The organism is Zhongshania sp. (assembly GCF_029212375.1).
In the GTDB taxonomy this organism is placed as follows: Bacteria; Pseudomonadota; Gammaproteobacteria; order Pseudomonadales; family Spongiibacteraceae; genus Spongiibacter.
This window is the reverse complement of sequence record NZ_JARGNU010000001.1, coordinates 305,438-326,322: the sequence shown is the minus strand read 5'-3', so window position 1 is coordinate 326,322 and position 20,885 is coordinate 305,438. Positions and strand designations below refer to the sequence as shown.

Annotated in this window: 22 protein-coding genes and 1 tRNA gene; 8 read left to right on the top strand and 15 right to left on the bottom strand. The window is 50.7% G+C overall.

Annotation, left to right across the window (positions count from 1 at the left end):
- Positions 1 to 92: 92 nt before the first annotated feature.
- Positions 93 to 878 carry a cytochrome c biogenesis protein CcsA gene (gene ccsA, locus P1U47_RS01435; RefSeq protein ID WP_301026729.1) on the top strand — a complete coding sequence of 262 codons (786 nt, stop codon included), beginning with the start codon at positions 93 to 95 and terminating at the stop codon, positions 876 to 878.
- Between the two features lie 84 nt (positions 879 to 962).
- Positions 963 to 2,231 (top strand): HlyC/CorC family transporter, encoded by a 1,269-nt coding sequence (locus tag P1U47_RS01430; protein WP_301026728.1) that lies wholly within the window; start codon positions 963 to 965, stop codon positions 2,229 to 2,231.
- A gap of 12 nt (positions 2,232 to 2,243) precedes the next feature.
- On the opposite strand, the gene P1U47_RS01425 is transcribed toward P1U47_RS01430, so the two are convergent.
- From P1U47_RS01425 to queA, 5 genes are all read right to left on the bottom strand, one after another.
- Positions 2,244 to 2,438: a DUF1289 domain-containing protein gene (locus P1U47_RS01425; protein ID WP_366943097.1), complete on the bottom strand. Its 195-nt coding sequence runs from the start codon at positions 2,436 to 2,438 to the stop codon at positions 2,244 to 2,246.
- On the bottom strand, positions 2,435 to 2,971 hold the full coding sequence (locus tag P1U47_RS01420; protein WP_301026727.1) for a gamma carbonic anhydrase family protein: 537 nt from the start codon (positions 2,969 to 2,971) through the stop codon (positions 2,435 to 2,437). Before P1U47_RS01420 ends, P1U47_RS01425 begins: the two co-directional genes overlap by 4 nt.
- Positions 2,972 to 3,039: 68 nt before the next feature.
- Positions 3,040 to 3,351, bottom strand: coding sequence for an NGG1p interacting factor NIF3 (locus tag P1U47_RS01415; protein WP_301026873.1), 312 nt, complete (start codon positions 3,349 to 3,351; stop codon positions 3,040 to 3,042).
- A complete protein-coding gene (tgt, locus tag P1U47_RS01410) occupies positions 3,344 to 4,519 on the bottom strand; it encodes a tRNA guanosine(34) transglycosylase Tgt (protein ID WP_301026726.1) in 1,176 nt (391 codons plus the stop codon). Before tgt ends, P1U47_RS01415 begins: the two co-directional genes overlap by 8 nt.
- Entirely contained in the window at positions 4,516 to 5,583 is a 1,068-nt protein-coding gene (queA, locus tag P1U47_RS01405) for a tRNA preQ1(34) S-adenosylmethionine ribosyltransferase-isomerase QueA (RefSeq protein ID WP_301026872.1), read from the bottom strand. Before queA ends, tgt begins: the two co-directional genes overlap by 4 nt.
- Positions 5,584 to 5,751: 168 nt before the next feature.
- Here queA and P1U47_RS01400 point away from each other — a divergent pair.
- The 3 genes from P1U47_RS01400 to P1U47_RS01390 all read left to right on the top strand — a co-directional run bounded on the left by P1U47_RS01400 (position 5,752) and on the right by P1U47_RS01390 (position 8,626).
- Positions 5,752 to 5,836: transfer RNA gene (locus tag P1U47_RS01400), tRNA-Leu, on the top strand.
- A 312-nt stretch (positions 5,837 to 6,148) separates the two neighbouring features.
- Complete coding sequence (locus P1U47_RS01395; RefSeq protein WP_301026725.1) at positions 6,149 to 8,197, top strand: TonB-dependent receptor; 2,049 nt, start codon at positions 6,149 to 6,151, stop codon at positions 8,195 to 8,197.
- 135 nt (positions 8,198 to 8,332) lie between these two features.
- Positions 8,333 to 8,626: a hypothetical protein gene (locus tag P1U47_RS01390; protein WP_301026724.1), complete on the top strand. Its 294-nt coding sequence runs from the start codon at positions 8,333 to 8,335 to the stop codon at positions 8,624 to 8,626.
- Between the two features lie 32 nt (positions 8,627 to 8,658).
- Here the strand turns inward: P1U47_RS01390 and P1U47_RS01385 are convergent, their stop codons facing one another.
- Positions 8,659 to 9,666: a tryptophan--tRNA ligase gene (locus P1U47_RS01385; RefSeq protein ID WP_301026723.1), complete on the bottom strand. Its 1,008-nt coding sequence runs from the start codon at positions 9,664 to 9,666 to the stop codon at positions 8,659 to 8,661.
- Between the two features lie 127 nt (positions 9,667 to 9,793).
- Positions 9,794 to 10,915, bottom strand: coding sequence for a DUF3524 domain-containing protein (locus tag P1U47_RS01380; protein ID WP_301026722.1), 1,122 nt, complete (start codon positions 10,913 to 10,915; stop codon positions 9,794 to 9,796).
- Between the two features lie 113 nt (positions 10,916 to 11,028).
- Between P1U47_RS01380 and P1U47_RS01375 the strand changes: the two genes are divergently transcribed.
- Positions 11,029 to 11,820, top strand: coding sequence for an enoyl-CoA hydratase-related protein (locus P1U47_RS01375; RefSeq protein WP_301026721.1), 792 nt, complete (start codon positions 11,029 to 11,031; stop codon positions 11,818 to 11,820).
- A gap of 49 nt (positions 11,821 to 11,869) precedes the next feature.
- Here P1U47_RS01375 and P1U47_RS01370 read toward each other — a convergent pair whose 3' ends face one another.
- The 4 genes from P1U47_RS01370 to tsaB form a co-directional block, all read right to left on the bottom strand.
- Complete coding sequence (locus tag P1U47_RS01370) at positions 11,870 to 13,171, bottom strand: M18 family aminopeptidase (RefSeq protein WP_301026720.1); 1,302 nt, start codon at positions 13,169 to 13,171, stop codon at positions 11,870 to 11,872.
- Positions 13,172 to 13,185: 14 nt separating this feature from the next.
- Positions 13,186 to 14,064, bottom strand: coding sequence for an NAD(P)-dependent oxidoreductase (locus tag P1U47_RS01365; RefSeq protein ID WP_301026870.1), 879 nt, complete (start codon positions 14,062 to 14,064; stop codon positions 13,186 to 13,188).
- A gap of 72 nt (positions 14,065 to 14,136) precedes the next feature.
- Entirely contained in the window at positions 14,137 to 14,937 is an 801-nt protein-coding gene (locus tag P1U47_RS01360; protein ID WP_301026719.1) for an undecaprenyl-diphosphate phosphatase, read from the bottom strand.
- A 24-nt stretch (positions 14,938 to 14,961) separates the two neighbouring features.
- Positions 14,962 to 15,645 (bottom strand): tRNA (adenosine(37)-N6)-threonylcarbamoyltransferase complex dimerization subunit type 1 TsaB, encoded by a 684-nt coding sequence (gene tsaB, locus P1U47_RS01355; protein ID WP_301026718.1) that lies wholly within the window; start codon positions 15,643 to 15,645, stop codon positions 14,962 to 14,964.
- Positions 15,646 to 15,743: 98 nt separating this feature from the next.
- On the opposite strand from tsaB, the gene mobA reads away from it, so the two are divergent.
- Positions 15,744 to 16,343 carry a molybdenum cofactor guanylyltransferase MobA gene (mobA, locus tag P1U47_RS01350; RefSeq protein WP_301026717.1) on the top strand — a complete coding sequence of 200 codons (600 nt, stop codon included), beginning with the start codon at positions 15,744 to 15,746 and terminating at the stop codon, positions 16,341 to 16,343.
- Between the two features lie 59 nt (positions 16,344 to 16,402).
- Here mobA and P1U47_RS01345 read toward each other — a convergent pair whose 3' ends face one another.
- The 3 genes from P1U47_RS01345 to adk form a co-directional block, all read right to left on the bottom strand.
- Positions 16,403 to 17,362, bottom strand: a complete 960-nt coding sequence (locus P1U47_RS01345) for a hypothetical protein (protein ID WP_301026716.1) — start codon at positions 17,360 to 17,362, stop codon at positions 16,403 to 16,405.
- A gap of 67 nt (positions 17,363 to 17,429) precedes the next feature.
- Positions 17,430 to 18,425, bottom strand: a complete 996-nt coding sequence (gene hemH, locus P1U47_RS01340; RefSeq protein ID WP_301026715.1) for a ferrochelatase — start codon at positions 18,423 to 18,425, stop codon at positions 17,430 to 17,432.
- A gap of 109 nt (positions 18,426 to 18,534) precedes the next feature.
- The gene (gene adk / locus P1U47_RS01335) at positions 18,535 to 19,182 is read right to left on the bottom strand and encodes an adenylate kinase (RefSeq protein WP_301026714.1); all 648 of its coding nucleotides are present in this window, start codon (positions 19,180 to 19,182) and stop codon (positions 18,535 to 18,537) included.
- 460 nt (positions 19,183 to 19,642) lie between these two features.
- Here adk and P1U47_RS01330 point away from each other — a divergent pair, with 460 nt between their 5' ends.
- The gene (locus P1U47_RS01330) at positions 19,643 to 19,978 is read left to right on the top strand and encodes a type 1 pili tip component (protein WP_301026713.1); all 336 of its coding nucleotides are present in this window, start codon (positions 19,643 to 19,645) and stop codon (positions 19,976 to 19,978) included.
- Between the two features lie 97 nt (positions 19,979 to 20,075).
- Here P1U47_RS01330 and mazG read toward each other — a convergent pair whose 3' ends face one another.
- Positions 20,076 to 20,885, bottom strand: coding sequence for a nucleoside triphosphate pyrophosphohydrolase (gene mazG / locus P1U47_RS01325; RefSeq protein WP_301026712.1), 810 nt, complete (start codon positions 20,883 to 20,885; stop codon positions 20,076 to 20,078).

The following is a 20,885-nucleotide window of genomic DNA, read 5'->3' as shown; positions in this document are numbered from 1 at the left end:
GCTTTACACGATAGCGCAGCAGTATAACCGAGTCTCAAGACAGACCCAACGCTCAGTGCACACATCAACGACATATTGGCCATACCGAACCTATGAATCTATACAGCAGCATCGCAGCCATTACGCTCTATCTTGTTGCCGCGAGTATTCAATACCGCTCAATTAATTCGCCAATCAGCTACCGCAGCCTGGCGCCAGGTTTACTTGCCACGCTGAGCCATGCCGTGGCTGCGTTTACCGCCATCTCGACCACGGCAGGAATGGACCTAGGTGTTATACAAGTTTTATCCCTCATTACTTGGCTTATTTGCGTTATCACCCTCAGCGCCAGCCTGCGCAGGCCACTGCACAATTTATTGATTGCGCTCTACCCCCTCGCCGCAATTAGCTTAACCGCAGAATTACTGGTGCCAAGCAAACAACAATTACTAGATCACCAAACCCTTGGGGTATTAAGCCATATCCTGCTGTCGATACTCGCCTATAGCATGCTCACAATTGCCGCCGTGCAAGCCATTGTGCTCGCCCTGCAAAATAGAATGCTCCGCGACCACCGCTTAAAAGGCTTACCCAGTATTTTACCGCCCCTGCAAACCATGGAAGCCATGCTGTTTGAATTAATTTGGGCGGGATTTATTCTACTGAGTTTGGCTATAGTTACCGGCGCAATCTATGTAGACGATATTCTCGCCCAGCATCTGCTGCACAAAACGGTGTTTTCGGTTTTATCTTGGGTGTTGCTGGCAATTTTATTATGGGGTCGCGCCGCCCTTGGTTGGCGCGGCAATATCGCCATACGCTGGACGCTATGGGCCTTTGCCTGCCTATTGCTAGGCTACCTTGGCACCAAAATTGCGCTCTCGCTAATCATTCATTAATACCGAAGCAGAGATTACGCTTGTCGTGCCCCACATTTTTCTTCAAGATTGGCACTCATTTCATATTAAGGGGTTCTGGGCTTTTTGAACGAGGCACCGCTGGGTCTTCTCTTTGGCATATTAGCTGCACTGATCATTCTGTCCGGATTCTTTTCCGGCTCCGAAACCGGAATGATGTCCCTCAACAGATATCGCCTGCGTCATCGTGCCAAATCAGGCCATCGCGGCGCCAAGCGCGCCTCCAAACTGCTTGAAGAACCCGATAGCCTAATCAGCACCATTCTGATCGGCAATAATCTGGTTAACAATCTGGCCGCCTCTATTGCCACTATTGTTGCCATTCGCATGTACGGCGACAACGCCGTGGTACCAGCTTCAATATTGCTGACTTTGGTGTTTTTAATATTCGCCGAGATCATCCCCAAGACCATCGCCGCCTACAAATCCGAAGCCGTAGCCTACACCGTCAGCCATATCTTGCTGCCGCTAAAAACCTTATTGTTTCCGGTGATTTGGCTGGTCAGCCATGTCACCCACTTTGTGTTGCGCCTGACCCGCATTGAGAAGAATGACGGCTCAGAACATATTGGCCTAGAGGAATTACGCACCATCGTTGGCGAGGCCGGCCACCTCATACCCAAGCACCACAAAGGGATGTTGATGAACATCCTCGATCTGGAACAGATCACCGTCGACGATATTATGATTCCTCGCAATGAAGTATTTGGCATCGATATTGATGCCAATACCGACGCCATTATTCGAAAATTGCGCGACGCCGAATTCACCCGCATTCCCGTTTACCAAAATGACATCGACAATATCGTTGGCATTTTGCACCAGCGCGACATTATCAACAGCGTCGACGAGCAGGGCCGCGTGCAGCGCGATGCCCTACTGCAATCGGTGCGCGACCCCTATTTCATACCCGAAGGCACACCACTCAACACCCAGCTATTTAATTTTCAGAAACAGAAACGCCGGCTCGGCATTGTTGTTGACGAGTACGGGGTTATGCAGGGAATTGTGACCTTAGAAGACTTGCTTGAAGAGATTGTCGGCGAGTTCACATCCAACCTCAGCACCGACACCGAAGACATTATTCACCAGCCCGACGGCAGCTATTTGGTTGATGGCACCACGACTATTCGCGATATAAATAAAAGCATGAAATGGGAGCTGCCCACCGATGGCCCCAAGACCCTCAATGGTTTACTGCTTGAGAAGTTAGAGTCCTTTCCCGAGGCATCAGTTGGCGTGTCTATCGGCCGCTACCGCTTTGAAATTATCGAAATGAAGGGCAATCTTATTCAATCGGTACGCGCTTACGTTAAACCCAAAGCGCGCCACTAAGGCAAAACACGCTTAGCTACCGTACCTAGCGCGACAACGCTGATTAGCAAGCACAATCACCTCGCGCTTAGCAGCATTATTTAACTCAGACCAATCGCCAATCTCGCGTAAGCTCCGATAGCAGCCCATGCAGATGTCTTCTTCATCCAGCGCACACACCGACACACAGGGTGAGGCGACCGGCTTCTCTTTAATTTCGACACTCATTTTTCTGGCGTCGCTTGTGGACGTAAATCAGCATTAAAGCGCTGACCGTTCTCCACGTAATGCGCTGCGGAGAGGATCAATGCCGCCTGCTCTTCGCCTGTCAACAAGCGCTTAACCTTCGCTGGCGCCCCCATAACCAAGGCACCATCGGGAATAACTGCACCTTCGGTAACCAGCGAATTTGCGCCAATTAAGCAGCCCTTACCAATTTTGGCGCCGTTTAAAATCACCGAATTAATACCGATCAAGCTACCGTCGCCAATCGTACAGCCGTGCAACATAACTTTATGTCCCACCGTGACATCGTCGCCAATATGCATTGGAAAACCGCCGTCGACATGCAGCACAGAGCCATCCTGAATATTGCTGCGCGCCCCGACCACAATCTGATCTACATCGCCGCGAATGACTACATTAAACCAGATGCTGGCCTCGTCTTTGAGCACCACCGAACCAATAACAGTGGCATTGTCAGCGACAAAATGGCCACCACCCTCTAGTCGCACTCGGCGCTCACCCAGTTCATATAACATTGCTATTCCTTTCATTTTCGCCAGCCCAATAGCAGCTTAACACCGACGCGCAAGTGACAAAACTCAACTTAGATTGCCACCAGCGCAGAAAACTCATAAGCAGGCTCTTCATAAGGGTGCGCCGCCACCAGCGCCGCCTTTACTGCTCTGGCGCTGGCGGCCGCACAAAGGGTTTCCACCCGGTACTCAGCAACAGACTCAAGGCACCCCTGCTCGCCTAAAAAGGGCGAACTGCCGTCCATCGGCCGAAACTGGCCCTGCCCCAACACCTGCCAGCAACAGTGCTCGTAATTGCCCTGCTGGCCAGCACCTGCCGCAAATACCGCTTGCTTCACCTCATCGAGGTGGCTAGCCGGCACAAAAAACACCAATTTAAGCATTGGGCTCATCATCAGTACCTGCCTGAACCCCAACGACCTGCTCAGCTTGGTCGGGCCGCACCTCTTGGCTAGCGTAATACTCCGCCGCAAATTGCGCTAAACGCCCTTCTTCGATCGCGAGGCGAATCGCCGCCATGTGATTTTGGTAATAGCGTAAATTATGAATGGTGTTCAATTGCGCACCGAGTATCTCCTTGCACTTATCCAAATGGTGTAAATAAGCGCGACTGAAGTTTTGGCAAGTATAGCAATCGCAGTTCGCATCCAGTGGCGCGGTGCTGCTTTTATGCGCCGCATTGCGAATTTTAATTACCCCAGTAGAGGTAAACAAATGACCATTGCGTGCGTTGCGGGTCGGCATTACGCAGTCAAACATATCCACGCCGCGCATAACGGCTTCGAGAATATCCGAAGGTTTGCCCACGCCCATTAAGTAGCGCGGCTTGTCAGTGGGCAAATGATCGGCAAGGGAGTCCAATACCTTCAGCATTTCATCTTTGGGCTCGCCAACTGACAGGCCACCAATGGCATAACCGTCAAAACCCACCTCAGCCAAACCCGCGAGGGATTCCCTGCGCAGCTCAGGGTACATGCCGCCCTGTATTATTCCGAACAGCGCCGCGTCATTGCCTGCGTGCGCGGCCTTACTGCGTGCGCCCCAACGCAGTGACAACTCCATTGAAGTGCGCGCCTCGGCCTCGGTTGCAGGGTACGGTGTGCACTCATCAAAAATCATCACAATATCAGAACCCAAATCGCGCTGAATCTGCATCGAGGTTTCCGGATCAAGATAAACACTACTGCCGTCGACTGGCGATTTGAACGACACGCCAGCTTCAGTGATCTTGCGCAACTTGCCCAAGCTCCACACCTGAAAGCCGCCGGAATCGGTTAGTATTGGCCCCTTCCAGCCGATAAAATCGTGCAGGCTACCGTGCGCTTTTACCACCTCGGTACCTGGTCGCAAACTAAGATGAAAGGTATTGCCCAAAATAATATCGGCACCGATCTCATGGATATCCCGCGGCAACATGCCTTTTACCGTACCGTAGGTACCCACTGGCATAAACGCTGGGGTTTCGACCACACCCCTCGGAAAATCCAAACGTCCTCGCCGCGCCAGACCATCGGTGGTATCTAGCTCAAACTTCATCCGGCACTCGCTCATACTTTGCTTCCTGTTGTCGCGGCGTCGCAGGCGGGGTACACCAGCATGGCATCGCCATAGCTAAAAAATCGGTACTGCTGCTGCACAGCCTCATCATACGCGGCCAGTACCGCCTGCTGCCCAGCAAACGCACTAACCAACATAATCAGCGTTGACTCTGGCAGGTGGAAATTGGTAATCATTAAATCAACACTTTTAAAACGATAGCCTGGGTAGATAAAAATTCGACTGTCACCCGCAAACGCGGCGATCTCGCCTGACTGCGAAGCTGACTCTAAGCTGCGCACACTGGTCGTGCCCACCGCCACAACTCTGCCGCCTCGCGCGCGCGTCGCTCGAACCTGCTTACAAACGGCCTCATCCACTTCAATATATTCGGCGTGCATCTGATGATCGCGAATATCATCGGCCCGCACCGGCTGAAACGTACCGGCACCAACATGAAGAGTCACGAACGCAATCTCGACCCCTTTATCAACACACTGCTGGATCAAGGCTTCGGTAAAATGCAGACCGGCGGTAGGTGCAGCAACGGCGCCATCGCGACTAGCGTAAACGGTCTGATAGCGCTCGCGATCTTCAGCGGCATCTTCCCGCTCTATATAGGGAGGCAGAGGCATATGGCCCAAGCGATTTAAAACCGCCAGTATTGGCTCGGCAAACTCCAGTTCAAATAACGCGTCTTGACGGCCTTGCACGGCAACCACATCGCTGCCTGCTGGCGCTTCATTGTTAGCGGCCAACAGCAACTTCGCACCCGCCTTCGGCGCCTTACTCGCCCGCACATGCGCCAAGGCGCGCCGCTCATCAACAATCCGCTCAATTAAAATCTCAACCCGTCCGCCACTTTCTTTGCAGGCAAATAAACGCGCGGGAATAACACGGGTGTTATTAAAGACCAGCAAATCCCCAGCGCGAAGATAATCTGGCAAAGACTTAAATTGCTGGTGTTCACACTGCCCATCACTGCCGAGCACCAATAAACGACTGCCGTCACGCTCAGGCATGGGATGATAGGCAATGAGTGCTTCAGGAAGCTCAAAATGGAAATCGCTGCGCTGCATAATGTCGGTATTCAATAGAAAGGGCGCAAGATTAGCGGAAATTGGCGATGGACTCCACCGCCGACCAAATTTCAGTAAATAAGCCCTGTATTTCGAGATATATTAAGAAAACTGTAATGGTCGATTGACGCCACGAAAAAGCTTGCTATAATCGCGCCCCAATCACATGCCAGTGTGGTGAAATTGGTAGACACGCTAGATTCAAAATCTGGTTCCTTCGGGAGTGGCGGTTCGAGTCCGCCCACTGGTACCATCTTTAGAACACCTCGATATTTTAAATATCAGCCCCCAAGGCAAGGTTTTCCAATCGGAAAAACCGCCTCAGTCTCTTGTCACTAAATTTAATTACTTGCCAATAACACACCAACACTTTTCAATACGGCCCACTGCTATTACACTCTTGCGCACCAATTCCGCCGCAAGTCGGCAGTTTTAGAAGCGCAGAGCGCTCGATATCAACACACTCGCGGCGAGTGCAATTGTGATATTTCCCGACATAACTCGCAAACGTTGCTTTTACGCACGATAAAAACACTAGCGCAGCAGCTACAGGACAGGCTTTCGAATGACTACTAAACCTACACCTTTTTTAGTATTAGCGCTCAGCACATTTGCTAGCGTTAGTTTTGCCACAGAACCAGCGGCAAAAGCTAAACCGGAACTTGTATCGGTTACCGCCAACCGCGTTGAAAAGCAACTTAAAGAGCAGAGTTTGGCGATCAGTATTATCGACAAGCAAGACATCGATAATATGGGCCACACCCACATTAGTGAAATTCTCAGCCAAACGCCCGGCGTGTGGATTAGTCGCGGTAACGGCCAGGAACACCTCACCGCGATTCGCTCAGCAGTACTTACCGGCACCGGCAGCTGCGGTGCCTTTTATTTTGCTGAAGACGGTATTCCGCTGCGCGCCCCCGGCTTTTGCAATGTAAACGGGCTCTTTGATGTTAACGCTGAGCAAGCCGAACGCATCGAAGTTATTCGCGGCCCAGGCACTGCAGTTCACGGTTCAAATGCTTTAAATGGCGTTATCAACGTGATTAGCGCAGCGCCTAGCACTGAGCCAGAAACCCATTTATCCCTTGAGGGCGGTCCTCATGAATACGGCCGCGTAAAGTTCAGCCACAGCGACACCAGCGGCAAACACGGCTACCGTCTGAGCGCGCAAGGCAATCACGACGGTGGCTATAAAGATGATTCGGGCTTTGATCAACAAAAACTCAATGTCCGCCATGACTACCATGGGGATATCTGGTCTATTCAATCGCTGCTAGCCGCCAGCAACTTAAATCAAGAAACCGCTGGTTATTTAATTGGCAAAGACGCCTACCAAGACAACAGCCGCAAACGCGAAAATCCTAACCCCGAAGCCTTTCGCAACAGTAAGAGCCTGCGCTTTTACAGCCGCTTTGAGCGCGAAGGCGACAAAGATTCACGCTTTGTTGTAACCCCTTATTTTCGCGCTACTGAGATGGAATTTTTACAGCATTTCCTGCCAGGCACTCCTCTAGAGGAAAATGGTGAGCGCAGCGTGGGGGTGCAAACCGCTTTTTATCAAAATTACAGTGAAAACGTCACGCTCTACAACGGCTTCGACATGGAGGTGACTAAGGCCTATCTTGAGCAATCCCAAGCGCAGGCCAGCTTTGCCTCCTTCCCCACCGGCCAGCAGTACGACTACGATGTAGATGCCTTATACAGCGCGTGGTTTATTGGCGGCGATTGGCAGGCAGCAGAGCGCACCAAAATTAATTTTGGTGCGCGTTACGACATTCAATTCTACGATTACCAGAACAATATGCTGAGCGGCAATACCGCCGCCGATGGCAGTGCCTGTCCGTCTGGCACCTGTCGCTACGCACGGCCAATTGACGACAAGCAACGCTTTCGCAACAGCTCATTTAACCTTGGCCTCATTCAAAGCATCAGCGCCAACACTGACCTTCTCGCCAATGCCAGCCACGGCTTCCGCGCACCCCAAGCCGCAGAGTTATATCGCTTGCAGGCCCAGCAACTCAGTGCAGAGCTAGACGAAGAATCACTTAATAGCGTAGAGGCTGGTTTTAGAGGCACGTGGCCCACCTTGAGTTACCGCGTAGCCATGTATTGGATGCAGAAAGACGATGTTATTATTCAAGACAGCAACCGCCGCAATATCAATAATGGCAAAACCCTAGACCGCGGTATTGAAGCTGATTTTAACTGGCAGCTCAGCCCCAGCCTGCAATGGCAACTACAAGCCAGCTACAGCAAACACCAGTACGGCAACGATGCGCTTGCACCAGAAGGCAATGAGCTCGATACCGCTCCCCGTCAACTAGCAAGCACCCGCCTGCGCTGGCAGCCCTTCGCCAACAGCACTGTTGAATTTGAAGTGCAGTATCAAGGCAGATACTACCTAGACGGCGACAATCTCTACCGCTACCCAGGCCACACCCTTGGCAATCTCCGTTGGCGCCAGCAGTTAAGCCAGCAACTGTACTCCGTACTGCGAATTAACAACGTAAGTGACGAAGATTACGCCGAACGCGCAGATTATGCCTTTGGTAACTACCGTTACTTTGTTGGCGAACCCCGAGCAGCCTACCTTGAACTGGGTTTAGACTTTTAAAACACTCTAAATACGGCCCGTTCGGGCCGTAAATACACTTTTTGTGTGATCTTAATCACAGCTATGCAGTCTCCCTATATAACGACTTAATTAAGCCGTTATATTAAAGATTCACTGGCAAACTGAGATTGTGCAATGAGTTTAAGCAGCCTTGTCATACTCGCCTTCGCTCTATCTTTTGGCAGCGCGCAATTCGCACACGCCGAACGAGCCACAAAAGGCAAACTAAGCTCGCTGACGACCATGTGGGCCGCTTTACACTTTAATGGCAGTGAAAAAACCGCAGACACCAGCCCTTGGCCGGCGGCAAAAAAAATTGAAACAAAATTTAAGTTCGACACCCAGCCGGCACAATTGCAGTTTCGCAAAGGTAACAAGCTAGTATTCAGCCTCAGCCCCGCCGGCTTATCTTTTGACGCCTCATTTTAAGCGTTTGTATATCTGCACAGTCTAGTTCTGCATCATGAAAATGCCGCTAGACCAACCGCCTTACGCACTTTAGCCAGCATTGGCGCCGCATGCGCCCTCGCCTTTTGGGCGCCCTTTTGCAGTTCTGCTTCAAGCAAGCTGCTATCCAGTAGCAATGTTTCATAACGCTCACGAGCAGGCGCCACATGGGAGTTAATCAATTCAAACAATTCTTTTTTGGCCTGTCCCCAGGCAATGCCATCGGCAAATTTTTGGCGCATTTCCGCTACTTGCTCAGGATTGGCAAAAGCTTGCCAAATCTCAAACACGGTTGAACTATCAGGATCTTTGGGCTCGCCAGGCTCCAATAAATTGGTTTTGATCTTATTAATATGCTTTTGCAGTTTCTTTTCTGGCAAAAATAATGGGATGGTATTGCCGTAGCTTTTACTCATTTTACGACCGTCTAAACCGCTGAGCACAGCGGCATCTTCACCAACCACGGCCTCTGGCAACACAAAGGTTTCACCGTAAAAATGATTAAAGCGCTGCGCCATGTCCCGCGCCATTTCGATATGCTGAATCTGATCGCGGCCCACCGGCACCTTGCTGGCATTAAACGTTAAAATATCGGCGGCCATTAAAATTGGGTAACTGAACAACCCCATAGTAACACCGAAGTCGGCGTCTTCACCCTTCTGCTCATTGTCCTGCACTGCGGCTTTATACGCATGAGAGCGGTTCATCAGCCCCTTGGCGCACACGCAGGTTAGGATCCAACTCAGCTCAGTGATCTCTGGCACATCAGACTGGCGGTAAAAGGTGGTGGCATCGGTATCCAAGCCCAAAGCCAACCAAGTTGCGGCAATTTCACGGCTAGACTGATGAACCACAGTGGGGTCATGGCTTTTAATTAAGGCGTGATAATCAGCAAGAAAGAAAAACGCGTCGTATTCACCGCGCTGGCTCTCGGCAATCGCCGGTTGAATAGCCCCCACGTAATTGCCTAAATGCGGTGTGCCGGTGGTAGTGATGCCGGTAAGTACCCGCTGCTTGCCCATAATAATATCCTATGTATTTTAATTCAGGGCAGCCTCGCCCTATATATAAAAGCTGCTTATGATACTGACTCACCGCCAGCATGTCACCGAGAGGAGCGCCCAGCGGCTACACTCGGCTTTCTGTACGCTAGGTGGGCAGCATATTTTGCAGCAATTGCCGATAAGCCGGAATTAACACCGGCCACGTTAGCCCCGACACATCAACCAGCGGTAGTTCGCCACGAGTTTTCCAACTCAGTAACTGCCCCAATTTTTTCACTGCCCCCCGCGCTTCCAAGACAATTGCGTCTGCGCCATCACCCTCGCTATTTAAATAGCGATAGTCCTCGGCAAACCACTGGGGATAGCACAAGCGATCCGGCACCAAGGGTACACAGCCCGCCGCCACTGCCTGCAAAACCGCCAAACCTTGAAAATCGTGTATCGCCGTCGACAAAACCACATCGCAGGAACCCAGTAAATCTTGGTAGCGGTTCCCATCAGCGACAAAACCAAATTGTTTTAAGGCTAAGCACGCACTGTTTTCCACGCACTCTTTAATTTCTTCAAATTCTGGCGGACGCTGGCGAAACTGCTGGCCGGCAAAGTAAAAATCGATGGCCAAGCCTTGCTTGTCGCACTCCATCACAAGCGCTAGCAAGCGGCTTGGGCCTTTATCGTATTCCCAGCGATGATTCCACAACACTTTAAGCCTGTCGCCACTGACACGAACTTGCCTAGGCTCGGCTAGGGGCTCAATACCCACCGGTAACACCAGCGCCTGTGCTAGCTGTGCGCGAACTTGCTCGCGCGGTACAAAATCGGGAAGCTTTGCCAATAGCTGATCACTGCCATCGAGCAGAGTTTGACGATTATAGTCGCTGTTAAATACCACTTTGTCGGCAGCTAAGGCGGTGTATATATTTAACATTTGCGGCTCAAGCCAGTCGCGCTGCTGCTCACTTGCCGGATAAGCAAATTGATTTTCGTGAAAATACACTAGGGTTGGCCAGCGGCAAATCTCTGGTACCAGTCCACGCAGCGCCGATAAATCAGTCATCGACGTTGCCAAAACCAGATCATAATCCGCCGCCAAGGTATTGCGATTTAACATAGCCCACGACAAACTATTGCCGCGAACTCGCCAGCTAAAATACCGCGGCGGCAAGGTGAGTACCGTCCATTCCACATCGGGCATATGGCGCATTAAGCCATTGAGCCAGCTGCGATGACTGTCGGCATGATAGGCCGATAAAACTAAAACCCGCATCAAGCGGCTCTACTCCTTAACAAATAAGACAGTGACCAATAAAGCAAATTGACCCTAGCACTGGCCTCTATTACTCTCTTGGCAGCAATTTCCATTAGTACAGAGATCTAATTATGCACGATTATAATACCCTGCTGTGGGAACAGGCCGACGGCGTCGCCAAAATCACCCTAAACCGCCCCGATGCAGCCAATAGCCTAAACATAGAAATGACTCGCGAGCTAATGCTGGCCGCAATGCGCTGCGACGAAGACAAAGATATTCGTGCTGTGATCCTTACCGCCAGTGGCAAAATGTTCTGCGCTGGCGGCGATGTGATGAGTTTCCATCAAGCCGGCGATGATGTTGGCTTATACATCAAAGAAATAACCGCTTATCTACACTCTGCAAACGCGCGTTTTGCCAGAATGTCAGCGCCGCTGATTGTCGCCGTTAACGGCACTGCCGCCGGCGCGGGCTTTAGTTTGGCTATTTCCGGCGACTTAGTGCTTGCTGCTGACACCGCCAAATTCACCATGGCCTACACTGGCATCGGCGCCAGCCCCGACGGCGGCTCTACCCATTTCCTCCCCCGCCTTGTTGGCCTACGCCGCGCGCAAGAACTGATGCTGACCAACCGTGTACTGAGCGCTGCCGAGGCGTTGGACTGGGGCCTACTCACCAAAGTCCTCAGTGCCGATGAGCTCGCCGCAGAAGCCGACGCCCTCGCTCGGAAAATGGCGGCAGGTCCGAGCATTGCCCACGGTGAAATCAAATCTTTACTGCTGTCGAGCTACAGTAATACCTTAGAGACTCAGCTGGAATTAGAAAGCCGCGGCATTGCCAAAGCGGTTGGCAGCAGCCAAGGCAAAGAAGGTCTCAACGCCTTCGTCGAAAAACGCAAAGCCGACTTCAATCGCGACTAAGGCTGCGCGACCAACTGATACTGGCGGCCGAGCTCTCAGTAAGCACCGCTCAATCGCCGGTATCTGCGCTCTCTAGGCCATAATACGCCGTCAATACCTTAGCCAAATTATACGCATCCTGACTGCCCGCCAATTCGCGAATCGAGTGCATCGCAAAAGTCGGCACGCCAACGTCCAAGGTTTTAACCCCAATCGCCGCCGCCGTCAGTGGTCCCACGGTGCTGCCACAGGCCATATCGCTGCGCACCACAAAGCTCTGCACTGGTACCGCTGCATCGCCACACAAGCGGCGAAATAGCGAGCTGGTTCCGCTGTTAGTTGCGTAACGCTGATTTACATTGTTTTTAATTACCGGCCCCGCGTTAAGAAGCGGACCGTGATTGGCATCGTGGCGGTCACTGAAATTGGGGTGGATACCGTGGGCGTTATCCGCAGAAATCATCATGGAATTGGCCATTGTCCGCTGCCAGCTAACTTCATCACCCGCAATGCGTCGCAGCACCGACTCTAACATTGGGCCCTGCGCCCCGACCGCCGACTGGCTACCTACCTCTTCATGGTCATTGCAAACTAATACCGTGTGGCTATTGGCATCGCTATTTAACAGCGCTTGCAAGCCAACAAAGCATGACAGCAAATTATCCAAACGCGCGCTGGCAATAAAGTCGCCATTCCACCCCACCAAGGCCGCCTGCTGACAGTCGTAAAAACTTAATTCGTAATCCAATACTTTAGCAACGTCTGCAAAACCTTGCGTGGCAAGCTCGGTGGCAATAAGTGCGCGGAAATCTTCTTTATCTGCACTCTGCAACAACACAACAGGTAAATCTTTTTGGGGATTCACGGCATGGCTATTATTCGCCTCGCGATCTAGATGAATCGCCAAACTCGGAATCAGCCCCACAGGACGCGTAATATTGAGCAGGCAACTGCACAATTCACCCTTGGCATTTTCGTAATTTACACGACCCGCCAAACCAAGATCTCGATCAAACCAAGGATTAAGTAAAGCGCCGCCGTACACTTCCACGCCAACTTGAAAGTAACCGTGACGATGCAACTCCGGATTCGGCTTTACCTTAAGATTGGGGCTGTCGGTATGTGCGCCGACCATGCGCCAGCCGCGCTGCTGCAAATTGCTCTGCCCGCAGCAAAATGCAACGACCGAGGACCCATTACGCACCACAAAATAACGACCACCAGGCTTTAACTTCCACTCTTCGCGCTCGTCCAATACTTCAAAACCAGCTGCCCGCAAGCGCTTTAGCATCGTATCAACAGCATGAAATGGAGTTGGGCTTTGATCTAGAAATGACAATAAACCGTCATTAAATTTTTGCATATCACTCATCTAAACTAACCCTTTTACGCCTTTTTTGCGCCCTGCTGTAAAGCCAATAATAAACTGGAGGTGTCATAGCGGCCGCCATTCAGATTCTGTACCTGCGCATAAAACTGATCTACAAGTGCCGTAACAGGCAAACTAAGTTTGCGCTGACGCGCTTCGTCGAGCACATAACCCAAGTCTTTGCGCATCCAATCCACCGCAAAACCAAAATCAAATTCACCCGCCAACATGGTTTTAGCGCGATTATCCATTTGCCACGACTGCGCAGCGCCTGCGCCAATCACATCGACGACCGCCGCCATATCTAGCCCCGCCTGAGCGCCAAAATGCATACCTTCGGCCAAGCCCTGAACTAATCCCGCAATACAAATTTGATTGACCATTTTAGCCAGCTGCCCAGAGCCCGCTGGGCCGAGCAGCTGGTAACGCGCGGCATACGCGGCCAAAACCGTCTCTACCCGCGCAAACGCACTGGCATCACCACCCGCCATAACCGTTAAGCGACCGTTGACGGCGCCAGCTTGACCACCAGATACCGGTGCATCAATAAAAGAATGACCGTAGTCAGCGGCTAAAACCGCCATCTCGCGCGCTAATGCAGCCGAGGTAGTGGTGTGATCAACGATAACGCCACCCACAGGCATAAGTGCAAACACACCCTGCGGCCCTGTTAATACTTCGCGCACATCCTCGTCGGCGCCAAGACACAGCGCAACCACCTCAACGCCCGCCACGGCCGCAGCCAGACTGTCGCTGGCCCCACGCCCATATTGTTCAGACCACTGCGCAGCCTTGGCTCCACTTCGGTTGTATACCGACAGCGCGAAACCCTTCTCTTGCAAATGACCGGCCATGGGATAGCCCATTGCCCCCAAGCCAATAAAACACACCTGCATTGTTTGAGTCTCCAAGGCTATGAACTCCGAATTATATAATTGCGATTTTTCAGCAGCCTTACCTAGTGATATTTAATTGGCCAGCACCGCAAACAAAATCGCCGCCAATATCACCCGATAAATTGCGAAGGGCATCATACCCATACGCTCAACCCAGCGCATAAATACATGAATACATGCATAGGCAGTAATTGCCGACACAACAAAGCCTATAAACAAATACCCCCAAGGCACCTCGGCGCTACCCTGTACTAATTCCAACAATTTGTATGAACCGGCTGCGGCAATGATTGGCATCGACAATAAAAAAGAAAAGCGCGCCGAATCACTGCGGCTTAAGCCCATCATCAATGCAGCGGTAATGGTAATCCCCGAACGCGAGGTGCCGGGGATTAGAGCAATCGCTTGGGCAAAGCCAACAATCAGCGCAATGCGCAAACCAATATCAGCAAGGTGACGACTGTGTTTCGCGTAGCGATCTACCACGCCCAAAATAACGCCAAAAACCAATGTTGTGGTGGCAAGCACATAACCGGTTCGCAAATTCAGTTCAATAAAATCATTAAAAATAAGCCCAGCTACCACGGCAGGAATCGTCGCTACAATAACCATCCACCCCAAGCGGCTATTTTCATTTTGTTGGCCGCCGACTAAACTGCCAAACCAATCCCCTAAAATCCCCCTAACCTCAACTCGAAAATACCACAACACGGCCAACAGCGAGCCAACGTGCACAGACACATCAAAGGCCAAGCCTTGGTCTTCCCAACCAAACAAGGTTTGGGGTAGCACTAAGTGCCCAGAACTCGAAATTGGCAAAAATTCAGTCAGCCCTTGAATTGCCGCCAGTATTACCGCGCGAAACGCATCCATTGTAGTGTTCTTCCTCAGTTTAAATTACGATTTTTGCCAAGCGACACTGTCGCGCAAATACACCGGTTGGGCCTGTTCTGCAGTGCTATAGCGGCCAGCGGCAAACTCCCGCGCAGCCAAACGCAGCACTGCGCTGGCGCGAGGATAAACTTCTTCATCAATTGTCACAGGAGCCCGATTTACCGCAAAGCGTGGGGCATAGCCCCAGCCACTGCCGACACCGATCAGGCGCGCGGCTACGTCTGCAATCCTTACATCTTCTGGTGGGCACAGTTTATCTGCGATCAGCACATCCGCAAATCCCGCCGCAACTTTATATTGCCCCCAATACACTTCATCCATACGTGCATCAAGTGTGGGCAAAACAACATCGCCGTCGCTGAGTTGATATTCCAACAAGGCATGCTGAGCCATCGCTTGCAAAGTGGACACGCCGACAACCGGAAGATCCCGTGCAAATGCCAAGCCCTGTACCACACCTGCGCAAACTCGCAAACCAGTAAAAGAACCAGGCCCAGCGGCAAAACCAATCGCATCAATTTGGCCAAGATTAAGCCCCGCCTCAGCGAGGATCTGGGCTACCATGGGTAATAAAAATTGGGTATGGGCTCGGGGCAGCATTCGAAAATCTTCTATTTCTTTGCCCTGGTGCAATAAGGCAACCGAACACGCTTCTGTTGAAGCCTCTATCGCGAGTAAACTGCTCATGAAGAAAAAACCACTGGAGAAATCAGAGTAAAATGAATGCTCAGAATCATACCACATTGGGATTATGCGCTTCATAAATTAGCGCAGTATTAAAAATAATGGCGATAAACGAATACCGCAATTACGACCCCGCATCAATCACCGCCGTCATTCTCGCCGGTGGCGCTGGCCGACGCGTGAATAATCAAGATAAAGGTTTGCTGCAATGGCACGGCGCCCCACTTATTGAACATGTTTTAACGGCCGTACCGGCAGAAATACAGCACATATTAATTAGCTGTAATCGGAACCAAGAACAGTATCGGCATTACGCCAACACCGTTACAGACAGCATCAGCGGCTTCCAAGGGCCCCTTGCGGGAATTTATGCCGCACTGCAAGCGGCAAGTACGCCCTACGCCTTTATTTTGCCCTGCGACAGCCCCTGCCCACCTCCGGATCTACTAGCAAAACTATACCAAGCGCATCACAAACATCACGCCGACATCACCTACGCCAACGACGGCGAACGCGGCCAGTATTTGTTTGCCCTGCTCAACACCCAGCTGACCAACAGCTTGGGCGACTACCTCGCAAGCGGTGGGCGCAGTGTCAATCAGTGGTATCGCCAACTTAATTCCGTCAGCGCCGACTTTAGTGGTCAACAACACGCGTTTCGAAATTTCAATACCGTCGGCGATATCACGCCACAAGCTTAAAACCCAGACACAAAAAAGGGAGGCTAGGCCTCCCTTTTTGTTTACCAGCAAAGTGTAAATTAGCTGTTTGGCGTTTCAGTTGCAGCTGGTGCACTTACTGGGCTTTCGACTGGCGCGGCTGCCGTAGCTTTCGCTTTAGCTGGAGCGCGTTTTACGCGAGGCTTTTTGGGTGCGGCAGGCGCTTTAACTGTAGCTGCTTTAGCGGCCTTTGGCGCCGCGGCTTTTTTAGCAGCGACCTTTTTTGCAACAACGGGCTTCGCTGCGACTTTCTTAGCTGGCGCTTTTTTAGCAGCGACTTTTTTCGCTGCTGTTTTGGCAACTGCTGTCTTTTTGGCAGGCGCTTTTTTCACAGCGGGAGCAGCTTTAACAGCGGCTGCCGCTGGCGCTTTCTTAACGGCCGCCTTTTTAGGCTTGCTGCCGTTAATTTTAGCGCTTAATTGCTTAACAGCTAATTTGTGCTTGGCGAGTAATTTCTTCTCAATTAAAGCAATTTTTGCTTTATTGGCTGCTGCGCGTTTCTTTTTGAAACGCTGCTCGAATAATTTAACTGCTTTTGCCAAATCGGCATCGGCTTTACTGCTCAAGGCTTGCGAACGCTCAGCCACTTTCTGTGTAATCGCTGTTTCTGAAGCTTTGATTCTGGCAACGGCTTTTACATTTGCTAGATCAACTTTACCGGCGGCAGCTTTTGTGCGCGCTGCTTTCAGTTTTTCATTTACTTTTTCAGCAGCGGCAACAGCGCGCTTAACTGCGTTTTTGTCTGCGGCGCGAGCGGTTTTTTTCGCCTTAGCACGAGCAGCTTCAATTTTAGTTTTTGCCGCGGCTAGAGCGCGTCTTTCATTGGCGACCATAGCCTCAACTTTCTTTAAACCTTCCTCTGCTTTGATAACGAGTGGGTTTACTAAAGCGACATTTTTACTTCTTGGTTTACGTTGAGCAGGGGCTGCTTTAACGCGGGCTTTTTTAGCGGCTGGCATCATTAATTCTCCTTGGCGACGACGATGCTGATTTAATTGCAATAAAAATAGCACATAAAATAACCAACGCAAAAAAAAGTCGTTGATTTACGTACAAATTCTTACTTTTTTACGAAAATAATTGGTTTTTTTCTTCAATAAACGACTTGCAGAGAGAAATCATTAGTTTTTGATGCGACTCGCTGTCGTTGAGACAAGCGACATAACGAAATGCTTCCCCGCCATTTTCTATAAAATATTCATGCACTTCGCCATCTATTTCTTCTAGTGTTTCCAAACATTCAACGGCAAAAGCCGGACACATTACATCTATTTTTTTCAATCCGGATTGCGCCAAAGCGATAACGGTTTTGTCGGTATAGGGTTGCAACCACTCAGCCTTTCCTAAACGAGATTGATAGCTCAATTGCCACTGATCAGCATTCAAATTCAATGCCTTTGCCAACGCCGCCGCGGTCTCTTCGCAATGCTGTTGGTAGGGGTCGCCCAAATCAACATTGCGTTTGGGAATACCGTGAAAAGACATCAATAAACGCTCGCCCTGGCCTGACTCAGCCCAATGCTTTTTAACACTTTGCGCCAGAGCTTCGATGTAAACTGGGTGATCATGATAACTGCGCAACCACGACCACTGGGGAATATCGCGATAGCGAGAAAAAACCCTATTAATTTCGTCGTGCACCGCCGCCGTCGTTGTCGCCGAATATTGTGGAAATAAGGGCAGGAAAAACAAACGCTCGCACCCAGAGGCTAGCAATTCTTCAATTGCGACCGATATTGAGATTTGACCATAGGTCATAGCCAAACGAAATTCGATATCCTGTTCGGGATAGTGCTCCGCGACCCGTTTAGCGACGCCGTCTACCAAACGCTGAGAAAAGTAACGCAGCGGTGAAATATCGTTCATCCAAATTTGGCGGTATGCCCGTGCCACTCGCGGCGCCCGAAACGGCAAAATAATCAAATAAAGGATACACAGCCAAATAAGTCGGGGAACTTCCACCACGCGGCGATCGGAAAGAAACTGTTTTAAAAATACCCGAACGGCTGCTGGGGTCGGTGCCGTCGGCGTACCTAAATTTACAAAAACGATTCCTGACTTCATGTGTTCACTCACTTTTAACATAACGAAGAAGGGGGAATAGAGCCTGATTAAATATTAACAATAAAAAAAGGGCACCCGCAGGCGCCCTTTTTAAAGACTATGATAAAAATTAGTCTGCTAGCGCGGCGAACACTCTACGTGTAATTTCATCAACCGAGCCCACGCCTTCGATCCGCGAGTATTGCGGCGCGTTGTCACCGCTTAAGCTGCTGTAAAATGCGACCAGCGGCTTGGTTTGCTCGTGATATACGTTTAGGCGATTACGCACCGTATCTTCATGATCGTCTTCACGCTGAACCAGTTTTTCACCGGTAATATCATCCAGCCCTTCTTGCTTGGGTGGATTATAAACAAGATGGTATGTCCGTCCGGAGCCTTCATGACTGCGACGACCACTCATCCGAGTCACGATTTCTTCGTCGGCAACGGCGATTTCAAGCACTTTATCAATATTCACACCAGCAGAGATAAGCGCCTCAGCCTGAGGAATAGTTCTGGGAAAACCATCAAACAGGAAGCCGTTACTGCAATCGGCTTCAGTAATACGCTCTTTAACCAACGCAATAATGATTTCATCCGACACTAAACCACCGGAAGCCATCACTTCTTTTACCTGAAGACCCAGTGGACTGCCAGCCTTGACGGCCGAGCGCAACATATCGCCAGTAGAAATCTGCGGAATAGCAAATTTCTCGGAAATAAACTGTGCTTGAGTACCTTTACCTGCCCCCGGAGGGCCCAATAATATAACGCGCATAGCGGGAAACTCCCCAATAGTAACAAATTCATAGCCTGCGCCGTAGGGGCCGCCGCAGCAAAAGCGCACAACGATACACAGCAATGGCCCAGCACACAAGACTTATGGCGCTTTCTACGACCAAAGCACAAGACCGCAGCCCCTGCAAATCATCCAATTTATACATGTAAACGCAAAAATACCTGCGCATTCTAATGGTCCAAACTCAACACGATTTAAATAGTTGCTATCGCAAAGAAACAAGAGACAAAGCTGCATTACGCAAGTCAAAAGCCTAGGCCACACTTAACACCTACCTTATGCTACGACCGAAGAGCAGTCTCTCTACCTCCAAAGAGTTCCATTGCAATTAGGGATAGTATTTACACCGATAATGCTAGCAAAAAAGCCTCGTACATAGGTATTATTTATTTATGGGCGGCTATTTTCAGTTCCGCCCCCAGATGACAGGTACCGCATTATGAAAGTACGAGAATTGTTATCTCTCTGGGAAGAAACCGCTAGTGGCACGCTCACTGCAGATTGCTACGAGGTTCGCTTATCCATTAAAGACGCCGCACGGCTCAATGCCTTGGCCGAACTCTACCCGCGCCGCAATATAGAGGAGCTTATTACCGATTTATTAGGCGCAGCGCTAGACGAGATGGAAAGCGTAATGCCCTACCAGCAGGGTTCTAAAATAGTTTCCACAGATGAACTGGGCGACCCGCTATACGAAGATATCGGCCCCACCCCCCGCTACCTCTCCTTAATGGAAAAGCATCTTAATCGCTACAAACATCACGAAAACCATTAGTTGTTAAAACTTAAAGCCAAATGGCTGGCCTCGGTTAACAAAAGGCCAGCCTACTATTGTTAAAGCTCCACCGCGCAATACGCAACTGCCAGGGAAGCTAAAGTCCAGTTGCCTTCGCCTCTTGCCAAAACAACTCTAGCTGACTATTTTCTTGTCCTTTCACCGCGATATGACCGGTTTCACGACAGCGCTGTTCAACAAATCGATAGCGACGTTCAAACTTACGACAAGCGCCGCGCGTCACGGCTTCGGCGTCCAACTTTAAGTGACGGGCAACATTAATAGCCGAAAACAGAACATCGCCCATCTCGTCAGCAATATCAGCCGGATCGGCAAGTGCAATTGCCGCATCCAATTCATCGATTTCCGCTCTGAGCGCGGCGACAACATCCCGCAATTCCGTCCAATCAAAACCTTCTTGGGAAGCCCGTTTTTGCAGTTTTGCCGCGCGAGTGAGCGCGGGCAGAGCCTGGGGAACATCATCCATCGCGCTGAGTTGGGATTTTTGCTCGCGCTCTTGCTGCTTAATTTCTTCCCAGCGCGCGTTAATGGCTGCGTCTGCCGGCGCATCGGCATTCCGCACTGACGTCAGCTGACCATCGGGGAAAACATGGGGATGACGGCGCAGTAGCTTTTCAACAATATCATTCACCACATCCGCAAAACTAAAATCCGCTGCCTCAGTAGCTAACTGGCTGTAAAAAATCACCTGAAATAGAACATCACCCAGCTCTTGGCGTATTTGTTCGCTATCACCCTGCTCGATGGCATCAACTAACTCGTAAACCTCCTCAAGGGTATGAGGCACCACACTTGAAAACGTCTGTTTCAAATCCCAAGGACAACCGGTTTCTGGGTCGCGCAAGCGACTCATTAGGTACTGTAAATCCGCAATAGTGTAGCTCAC